The organism is Arthrobacter sp. NPDC056691, assembly GCF_042791415.1.
Lineage (GTDB): Bacteria > Actinomycetota > Actinomycetes > Actinomycetales > Micrococcaceae > Arthrobacter.
Genome location: NZ_JBHTXX010000052.1, coordinates 17,707 through 27,307, shown reverse-complemented (window position 1 = coordinate 27,307; position 9,601 = coordinate 17,707). Strand labels below are relative to the sequence as shown.

The window sequence follows — 9,601 nt, the reverse complement described above, 5'->3', positions numbered from 1 at the left end:
CGGCCCCACAACAAACAACCAGCCCGCCGGACAGCACACCCCCCGGGCCCGCAGCCGTCTGCCCACTTGACAGAATCCGTCACATATTAGGATGGGCTCGTGACCGCCCCGCTGACCGTATCCGCCATCCAGTACGAGGCCCTGGGCGGCGGCATCGACGCCAACGTGCCTGAGCATGTGCGCCTCATTGAGGACGCCGACTCGCACGGTGCCAGGCTGGTGGTGTTTCCCGAGCTATCGCTCACGGGGTACGACCTGCCGCTGCTCCGCGGCGGGGACCAGCGGGGCGGCGACCACTCGGGCGGGGACCAGTGGGTGGCGCCCGGGGACCATCGGCTGGACCCCATCCGGGAGATCTGCCGCAGGACCGGGATCACCGCCGTCGTCGGGGCGCCCCTCCGGGAAGGGGACGGCACGCCGCGGCTCGCATCTCTGGCCGTCCACCCCAACGGCACGGAAGAAGCCGGCTTCAAGACGCACCTTCACGGCGACGAACAGGCACTGTTCGAAGCTGGGCCAGGCTACGAATCCCATGCAGGGCTTGTTGGCGGGCCTGCGCTTGAACTGGGCCGGGAACCGCTCCTGCTGGACGTGGACGGCTGGAAGATCGCACTGGCCATCTGCTTCGATGCTGCCCATCCGGCACACTCCGGTGGTGCCGCCGCGGCAGGAGCCGACGTGTATGCCGTCTCGGCGCTCTATACGCAGGAGGAAGGCCACCGGCTGGGGCTGCACCTCGGGGCCCGGGCCATGGACAACCGCATGTACGGCGTCCTTGCCAACCTCGGTGGCCGCACGCCGCTGGGACCGTCCTGCGGCCTGAGCGGTTTCTGGGGGCCGGACGGGCTGTCCATGCAGCAGGCGGGGAGTACCGGAACGGAAGTGGTTACCGCTGTGCTGCGGCGGGGTTCCCTGGATCGGTACCGCGGGTAGCGTCCGCGCCGGAATTTGACGATCATCACGCGGCGGCCATTGTCCTAACCTGCACGTGACAGGGTAACGTTTTTCCCATGGCAAACACTTCCGCGAACATTCCTGCCCTGGGCACCCTCCTGACCGCCATGGTCACCCCGTTCACCACTGACGGCAAGGTCGATTACCAGCAGGCCGCGGAACTGGCCAGCAAGCTCGTTGACGACGGTTGCGACGGCCTCGTCGTCACGGGAACCACCGGCGAGACGTCCACCCTCACCGACGAGGAAAACCTCGGAATGTTCCGCGCCGTGATGGAAGCTGTTGGCGGGCGTGCCGCCGTCATCGCCGGCACCGGCACCAACGACACCGCCCACTCCGTGCACCTGTCCCAGGAAGCCGCCAAGCTGGGCGTCGACGGCCTGCTGATCGTCACGCCCTACTACAACAAGCCCAGCCAGGCCGGCGTCCGGGCACACTTCGAGACGGTCGCCTCCGCCACGGACCTGCCCGTCATGCTCTACGACATCCCCGGACGGTCCTCCATCGAGATCGCCCCGGACACCATGATCCGGCTGGCGCAGCACCCCAACATCGTGGCCGTCAAGGACGCCAAGGCCGACTTCGCTGCGGCCACGCGCGTTCTGGCTGAGACCGATCTTGCCTTCTACTCCGGCGACGACGGCCTGACCCTGCAGTGGATGGCCCTGGGCGCCGTGGGCCTCGTGGGTGTCACCACGCACGTCGCCACCCGCCGCTTCCGGGAGCTCATCGACGCGGTCAACGCGAACGACCTCGGAACCGCCCGCAAGATCAACTTCGAGCTTGAGCCGGTAATACGCGCAACCATGACCCGTGTCCAGGGTGCCGTTGCAGCCAAACAAATTCTTAAATGGCAGGGAGTCCTGCCCAACTCGATTGTCCGCTTGCCCCTCGTGGAGCCGGACGAAGCCGAGATCGAAACCATCCGCGAGGACTTGGCGGAGGGAGGGCTGGTCTTTTCCTGACGGACTGAGACCGGCACTCTTCCGTCTGGAAAGAAGTGCATTATGACCCAAGTAGCCCTCCCCGGCCTCGTTACGCCTCCCCGCCTTCCCCAGGGCACCCTGCGGATTGTCCCGCTGGGCGGGCTGGGCGAAATCGGCCGGAACATGGCTGTGTTCGAAATCGACGGCAAGCTGCTGGTTGTCGACTGCGGTGTCCTCTTCCCCGAGGAAACCCAGCCCGGCGTTGACCTGATCCTGCCCGATTTCTCCTACATCGAGAACCGGATCGACGACATCGTCGCCGTGGTCCTCACGCACGGCCACGAGGACCACATCGGAGCCGTTCCGTACCTGCTGCGGCTCCGCAACGACATCCCGCTCGTTGGCTCCCAGCTGACCCTGGCACTGATTGAAGCCAAGCTGCAGGAACACCGGATCAGGCCCTACACGCTGTCCGTCACCGAGGGGCAGGTGGAGCAGTTCGGCCCGTTCCAGTGCGAGTTTGTGGCAGTCAACCACTCCATCCCGGACGCCCTGGCCGTCTTCATCCGCACAGCCGGCGGAACCGTGCTGCACACGGGCGACTTCAAGATGGACCAGCTGCCCCTCGACGGCCGCATCACCGATCTCCGGCACTTCGCCAAGCTGGGTGAAGAGGGCGTGGACCTGTTCATGTCCGACTCCACCAACGCCGACGTCCCGGGATTCACCACCGCGGAGAAGGAGATCGGCCCCACCCTGGACCGGCTCTTCGGCCAGGCCAGCAAGCGCATCATCGTGGCATCGTTCTCCTCGCATGTCCACCGCGTGCAGCAGGTCCTGGACGCGGCGGCCAAGCACGGCCGCAACGTCGCCTTCGTGGGACGTTCCATGGTGCGGAACATGGCCATCGCCGCCAAACTCGGCTACCTGCACGTGCCGGACGGCATCCTGGTGGACCTGAAGAACATCGACACGCTGCCGGACAACCGGGTGGTGCTGATGTCCACCGGATCCCAGGGTGAACCCATGGCCGCGCTGTCCCGCATGGCCAACGGCGACCACCGCGTGGTGGTGGGGGAAGGCGACACTGTCATCCTGGCGTCCAGCCTCATTCCCGGCAACGAGAACGCCGTCTTCCGCATCATCAACGGCCTGCTGAAGCTCGGCGCCGATGTGATCCACAAGGGCAACGCCAAGGTCCACGTCTCCGGCCATGCCGCGGCGGGGGAGCTGCTCTACTGCTACAACATCCTCGAGCCGCTCAACGCCATGCCGGTGCACGGCGAGACGCGCCACCTGATCGCCAACGGCAAGATCGCGGAGGAGTCGGGTGTTCCGGCGGCCAGCATCCTGCTTGCGGACAACGGCACCGTGATCGACCTGCGGGACCACCAGGCCGACATCGTCGGCCAGGTCGAGGTCGGCTTTGTGTACGTGGACGGCTCCAGCGTCGGCGAGATCACTGACGCGGACCTCAAGGACCGCCGCGTCCTGGGCGACGAAGGCTTCATCTCCATCATCACGGTCATCAACCGGGCCACCGGCAAGGTTGTCTCCGGACCCGAGATCCATGCCCGCGGCGTGGCCGAGGACGACTCGGTCTTCGACGACATCATTCCCAAGATCAACGCCGCGCTGGAGGAGGCCGTGCTCAGCAACGCCGACCACACCAACCACCAGCTGCAGCAGATCGTCCGCCGGGTCATCGGCACGTGGGTCAACCGCAAGCTGCGCCGGCGTCCCATGATCATCCCGGTGGTTCTGGAGGCCTGACCGGCGGTTCCGGCGGTTCCGGCGGTGCTGACCATCGCTGAACACAGCCCCCGAAGGCCCGGAAATCCGCGGTTCCGCGGCTGCGGTGGAGTACCGTGGCAGATATGGCCACTCGTACTTCCCCCGCGCCAAAACGTACCTCCAGCAGTAAAACGGGCGCATCCGCAGGCCGCAGCGGCTCCCCGGCGGCCAAATCCGGCCGGGCCGGATCGTCAGGCGGCAGCGCCCGCACGCGCCAGCTTCCCGCCGTCGAACACCGGCAGCCGTGGCTGCTGCGCGTTGCCGGCGGGGCCTGGCTGGGCATCGGCCACCTGGTGGGCGGGGGAGTGCGCCGCATCGGCCAGGACGTCAGCGACATCGCACCCGAAGACCGCCGCGACGGGGCTGCCCTGTTCAACCTGGCCCTGGCGGTCTTCATTGCCACGTTCGCCTGGTGGGGTTTCCGCGGCTGGTTCCCGGACGCTGTCTACGCCGTGATCAACGGCACGTTCGGCTGGATGTCGCTCATCCTGCCGCTCATGCTCTTCGTGTGCGCGTGCCGGCTGTTCCGGCAGCCTGTTGACGGACGCGGAAACAACCGCGTGGGGATCGGCTTCCTCATCATGACGTTCGCCGGCTGCGGCATCGCGCACATCGTGGGCGGCCAGCCGACCGTCAGCGAGGGCTTCGACGGGCTGCGGCAGGCCGGCGGCATGCTGGGATTCCTGGCAGCCTCCCCGCTGGCCGCCATTCACCCAGCCGTCCCGGTGGTCCTGTACGGACTGCTGGCGTTCGTGTCCGTGCTCATCGTCACGGCCACGCCGTTCGGTGCGATTCCGCGGCGGCTGCGCGGCGCCTATGAGCACCTTATGGGCATCGACCTTCAGGAGAACGACGGCGACTCCCACGACCGCAGCTATCTTTACGAAAACAGCCCTCCTGCCCCGAAGAAGAAGCGCAGGCGGCTCTTCGGCAAGGACGAGGACGCCGATCCCCGGCTGGAGGGCTACGTCGGAGACGAAGCCTTTGAGCATGCCGTAGTCGACGACGACGACCCGTCACCGGATGCTGGCGGCAAGGGAACCCCTGCCGTGGCCCCCGGAGTCCGGCGCCCCACCCAGGCGGAGATCGCCGTCGAGAAGATCAAGGCAGCCCAGGGGCTCGGCGCCAAGGGCGCCGACGCCGAGAACGCCACCGAAGCCATTCCGCTCGTGGTCCCTGGCATGGCCGGCTCCGCGAACGCACCCGGTGCCACTGCCGGTGCTGCCGTGCAGGTGCCGTCCAAGCCTGTGGCGCCTGCGCCGCTGCCCACCCCCATTCCGCAGCGCACTGAACAGCTGTCCCTCGCAGGCGACGTCACCTACACGCTGCCGTCGTCCGATGTGCTGACGCCCGGATCCGTTCCCAAGGAACGTACGGAAGCGAACGACGCCGTCGTGGCCGCCCTGACGGACACGCTCCAGCAGTTCAACGTGGATGCCTCCGTGACTGGCTTCAGCCGCGGCCCGACCGTGACCCGCTATGAGATCGAACTCGCGCCCGGCACGAAGGTTGAGCGGGTCACCGCCCTGTCCAAGAACATCTCCTACGCGGTCGCCTCGAGTGATGTGCGCATCCTCAGCCCCATCCCCGGCAAGTCCGCAATCGGCATCGAGATCCCCAACACGGACCGTGAGACAGTGTCGCTGGGCGACGTCCTGCGCAGCCAGAACGCCCGCCGCACGGACCATCCCATGGTCATGGGCGTCGGCAAGGACGTCGAAGGCGGCTACGTCGTGGCCAACCTGGCGAAAATGCCGCACCTGCTGGTGGCCGGTGCTACCGGTGCCGGTAAGTCCTCGTTCGTGAACTCCATGATCACGTCCCTCCTGATGCGCGCAACCCCCGATGAGGTCCGCATGGTCATGGTGGACCCCAAGCGCGTGGAACTTACCGCCTACGAGGGCGTGCCCCACCTCATCACGCCCATCATCACCAACCCCAAAAAGGCGGCCGAGGCGCTCCAGTGGGTGGTCCGAGAGATGGACGCCCGTTATGACGACCTCGCCAACTACGGCTTCAAGCACGTCGACGACTTCAATAAGGCGGTGCGTGCCGGCAAGGTCCAGCCGCCTGTCGACTCCAAGCGCGTCATCCGCCCCTACCCGTACCTCCTGGTGATCGTCGATGAGCTCGCCGACCTGATGATGGTGGCGCCGCGCGACGTCGAGGATTCCATCGTGCGCATCACGCAGCTGGCCCGCGCTGCCGGTATCCACCTGGTGCTCGCGACGCAGCGCCCGTCCGTTGACGTGGTCACCGGCCTGATCAAGGCCAATGTGCCCTCCCGCATGGCCTTCGCCACCTCCTCCGTCACCGACTCCCGCGTGGTCCTGGACCAGCCCGGTGCGGAGAAGCTGATCGGGCAGGGTGACGCCCTCTTCCTCCCGATGGGTGCCTCCAAGGCGATGCGTGTGCAGGGTGCCTGGGTCACGGAGTCGGAGATCCACAAGGTGGTCGAACACGTCAAGGGCCAACTCCAGGCCGTGTACCGTGACGACGTCGCACCCGAAGCGCAGAAGAAGCAGATCGACGACGACATCGGGGACGACCTCGAGGTCCTGCTGCAGGCCACGGAGCTGGTGGTCACCACCCAGTTCGGCTCGACGTCGATGCTGCAGCGCAAGCTCCGCGTCGGTTTCGCCAAGGCCGGCCGCCTCATGGACCTGCTCGAATCACGCGGCGTGGTTGGTCCGTCGGAAGGCTCCAAGGCACGCGACGTGCTGGTTAAGCCGGACGACCTCGCCGCCGTGCTGGCTGCGATGAAGGGCCAGGACGCGCCGGCTACGGCCGATTCGCAGACCGCCGCGCTCAGCGACAACGCCAACGCCAACATCGCCCAGGGCGGTTACGCGGAGGACCTTGTTGCCGCCGATCTGGACAACCGCACCCAGAGCATCGACTACTACGACGGCGCCGACAGTTCCGGGGACGACGAGGACGGCTCCGAGGACGCCTGGTCCCTCACCGGCCGGTAGTCCCAAGGTGATGAACAGGAAGCCGGCAGTGCCGAAGACGGTAGCCTAGAAGGGTGACTAGCACCGAAGCGACCGCGGCCGGCTCGAACAGCTCCGGGATCTGGAATCTTCCCAACATCCTCACGATGCTCCGCATTGTGCTGGTGCCGTTCTTCGTGTGGTTCCTCATCGCCGATGCCCCCGGCCTGCGCAGCGAATCCGGGGCCTGGCGCTGGGCAGGCGTGGCGGCGTTCGCCGTCGCGATTTACACGGACAAGCTCGACGGCGACATCGCCCGCAGCAGGGGACTGGTCACCGACTTCGGCAAGATCGCGGACCCAATCGCGGACAAGCTGCTGACCGGCTCCGCACTGGTCATGCTGTGCGTGCTGGGTGAGCTGCCATGGTGGATCACGATCGTGATCCTGGTCCGTGAGTGGGGCGTCACTGCGCTGCGGTTCTTCGTGATCCGCTACGGCGTCATCCCGGCATCACGCGGCGGCAAGCTAAAAACGGTGGTCCAGACCGTGGCGATCTTCCTCTACCTCCTTCCACTGGCATCCATCGCGCCGTGGTTGACCTGGGTGGCCTTCGCCGTGATGCTGGCAGCCGTGCTGATCACCGTCTGGACCGGCGTCGAGTACGTCGTTCAGGCACTGAAAGTCAGGGCGGAGGGTCTCCGGCGGCGCGCTGCCGGTCCGGGCCAGCAGGAAAACGAGGAGGGCCAGCCGTGACGAATCTGCACCGGATCGCCGGGGAGGCCGTCGCTGCGGCTGTGGGACGGGGCGTCACCGTCGCCACCGCGGAGTCACTGACCGCCGGTATGGTCGCCGCGGTACTGGCGGACACCCCTGGGGCGTCCGCCATGCTGCAGGGCGGCGTAGTCTCCTACAACAATGCCGTGAAGCGGGACGTTCTTGGCGTTCCACAGGAACTGCTGGACGCCGTCGGGTCGGTGGATGAAGCGGTGGCCGCGGCCATGGCGGAAGGCGCCCGGCGGGTCTGCGGCGCGGACCTCGCCGTTTCCACCACGGGTGTGGCCGGGCCCGACGCGCATGACGGCAAGGCCGTGGGAACGGTGTTCGTCGGCGTCGCCACCGCTGCCGGCGTGCAGACCTTTCCCTATAACTTCCAAGGCACCCGGGCAGAGATCCGCGGGCTCGCCTGTGGCGCTGCCTTGGAACGTCTTCACGAGGCCCTGGCTGCGTTAAGCTGAGTTTCCGGCTTCGCTGACCTGGCTCCGTGACTGCGCTAAGCTACCCGGAGTAAGGTTGCCGGGAACAAAAAGCGAGTCCGAATAGTTGTCACATTGTGTCGCCTCTGCCTGAGGGAGGCGCCTAGGATGAAGAGAACATATGCGGTTTACGTCACAGTGAACCGGAACCATGAGGGAGCAAGGCGATACAGATGGTAAAGCAGCCCGTGTCCGTAAACGGCGTTGTCCGCTGGAAGGACGTGGGCCTCGCCGATCAGGCCAAGAGCGAACAGAAGGAGCGCAAGATGGTTGTACTTCGTCACGAAATCGGTGATGTACTGCGCGATGTCCGCCAGCGTCAAGGGCGCACCCTCCGCGAAGTCTCGCACAGCGCCCGGGTCTCCCTGGGTTACCTGAGTGAAGTGGAACGCGGCCAGAAGGAAGCTTCCTCGGAACTCCTGTCCTCGATCTGTTCGGCGCTGGATGTCCCGCTTTCCAGCATGCTCCGTGAAGTCAGCGACCGCGTGGCTGTCGCCGAAGGCGTTGCCGTGCCGGACACCGTCCCGCAGGAATTCTCCCAGCGTTACGGCCGGGACCTTGAGCGCGACCTGAGCAGCGAGCTTAACAACGAGCTCGCCACGGAAATGCTTTCCGGGGCCCGTTAACAGAAGGGCGCCCGGTAACGGAATCCGGTAACCCGGACCAGATAACTGCAGCGAAGGCCTCCGGCATTGTGCCGGAGGCCTTTGCTGTGCCCTGAAATTTGTCGTGCCCTGAAATTTACTGCTAGGAGGCGCTGTCCTTGGGGAATCCGTCGCGCTCGTAGGTGGCGTTGAGCTTGGCCATGTAGGCGGCCAGCGTCTCGAGGTCCTCCACCGGCCATTCGCCCAGACGCTCCCGGAACACCTGCCGCCGGGCGTCCTGCACCTGGTGCATCCTCTCTTCGCCTTCGGCGGTGAGCCGGATCGTTTGCGCCCGGCCGTCCAGCGGGTCGGCCTCCTTGAGCACCAGGCCAATGCTTTCAAGGAAGGCGATCTGCCTGCTGACGGAGGGCTTGCCGACGCCGATGCAGGATGCGAGCTCGGTGAGCCGGATGGGGCCGTTCTTGCGGATCACGGTCAGCAGCCCGTAGGCGGCGGGCTCCATATCCGGATGGACTTCGCGCGACAGCTGCTGCGACACCGAACGGGCCCGTCGCCAGAAAATGCTGATCTGATGCTCCACGTTGGTCAGTGCCGTATCAAGAGTGTCCTCGAAGGGGGCAGCGGCTCCGGGGGCTTCAGCGGGGTTGCTCATGGCAACCATTCTAGAGTCAGCGTCCGTGAGAGACTGTATTGAGTGAGGATTAGTGATTTCTGGCGGCTGATGGACGATGAATTCGGGGCCGGCTACTCGCGCGTGCTGGGCGGTTCCCTCGTCCTCGCCGGCGTCGGCGGCCGGACTGCGGACCAGGCCCTCGCAGCTGGCGTCAGTCCGCGCGACATCTGGCTCGCGGTGTGCGATGTGCAGGACGTCCCCGACGAGCGCCGCCTCGGCCGCGATATCAAGCCCCGGAAGAACGGGCCGGACCTGGTCTGAAGCGTTCCCTGCCCGGCCTGGGAAGCTGCTGACACGCCGACCGATTGTTCGAATATCTGTTCGGGTGCGACTATGCTTTTTGGCAGCGGGTTATCCACATACGCACACCCGCCCGGTAAGAATGTCAGCGGGTGGCGCTAGCGTCGGTGATGACAGACAAAGGGCCGCAGAGGCCCCTCCACAGCGAGAAAGCATTAGAG

General features: G+C 66.2%; 9 protein-coding genes. 8 read left to right on the top strand and 1 reads right to left on the bottom strand.

What is annotated here, in order from left to right:
• Positions 1 to 99 precede the first annotated feature (99 nt).
• The 7 genes from ACFRAU_RS25280 (at position 100) to ACFRAU_RS25250 (ending at position 8,488) form a co-directional block, all read left to right on the top strand.
• Complete coding sequence (locus tag ACFRAU_RS25280; RefSeq protein ID WP_378001919.1) at positions 100 to 933, top strand: carbon-nitrogen hydrolase family protein; 834 nt, start codon at positions 100 to 102, stop codon at positions 931 to 933.
• Between the two features lie 77 nt (positions 934 to 1,010).
• Positions 1,011 to 1,919: a 4-hydroxy-tetrahydrodipicolinate synthase gene (gene dapA, locus ACFRAU_RS25275; RefSeq protein ID WP_377996234.1), complete on the top strand. Its 909-nt coding sequence runs from the start codon at positions 1,011 to 1,013 to the stop codon at positions 1,917 to 1,919.
• A gap of 42 nt (positions 1,920 to 1,961) precedes the next feature.
• The gene (locus tag ACFRAU_RS25270; protein ID WP_378001918.1) at positions 1,962 to 3,653 is read left to right on the top strand and encodes a ribonuclease J; all 1,692 of its coding nucleotides are present in this window, start codon (positions 1,962 to 1,964) and stop codon (positions 3,651 to 3,653) included.
• 104 nt (positions 3,654 to 3,757) lie between these two features.
• The gene (locus ACFRAU_RS25265) at positions 3,758 to 6,649 is read left to right on the top strand and encodes a DNA translocase FtsK (protein WP_378001917.1); all 2,892 of its coding nucleotides are present in this window, start codon (positions 3,758 to 3,760) and stop codon (positions 6,647 to 6,649) included.
• 53 nt (positions 6,650 to 6,702) lie between these two features.
• Positions 6,703 to 7,362: a CDP-diacylglycerol--glycerol-3-phosphate 3-phosphatidyltransferase gene (gene pgsA / locus ACFRAU_RS25260; RefSeq protein WP_378001916.1), complete on the top strand. Its 660-nt coding sequence runs from the start codon at positions 6,703 to 6,705 to the stop codon at positions 7,360 to 7,362.
• Positions 7,359 to 7,844 (top strand): CinA family protein, encoded by a 486-nt coding sequence (locus ACFRAU_RS25255; protein ID WP_377996229.1) that lies wholly within the window; start codon positions 7,359 to 7,361, stop codon positions 7,842 to 7,844. Before pgsA ends, ACFRAU_RS25255 begins: the two co-directional genes overlap by 4 nt.
• Before the next feature lie 191 nt (positions 7,845 to 8,035).
• The gene (locus tag ACFRAU_RS25250) at positions 8,036 to 8,488 is read left to right on the top strand and encodes a helix-turn-helix domain-containing protein (RefSeq protein WP_003798764.1); all 453 of its coding nucleotides are present in this window, start codon (positions 8,036 to 8,038) and stop codon (positions 8,486 to 8,488) included.
• A 121-nt stretch (positions 8,489 to 8,609) separates the two neighbouring features.
• On the opposite strand, the gene ACFRAU_RS25245 is transcribed toward ACFRAU_RS25250, so the two are convergent.
• Complete coding sequence (locus tag ACFRAU_RS25245) at positions 8,610 to 9,119, bottom strand: MarR family winged helix-turn-helix transcriptional regulator (protein WP_378001915.1); 510 nt, start codon at positions 9,117 to 9,119, stop codon at positions 8,610 to 8,612.
• Between the two features lie 42 nt (positions 9,120 to 9,161).
• Between ACFRAU_RS25245 and ACFRAU_RS25240 the strand changes: the two genes are divergently transcribed.
• A complete protein-coding gene (locus ACFRAU_RS25240) occupies positions 9,162 to 9,401 on the top strand; it encodes a DUF3046 domain-containing protein (protein WP_378001914.1) in 240 nt (79 codons plus the stop codon).
• Positions 9,402 to 9,601 lie beyond the last annotated feature (200 nt).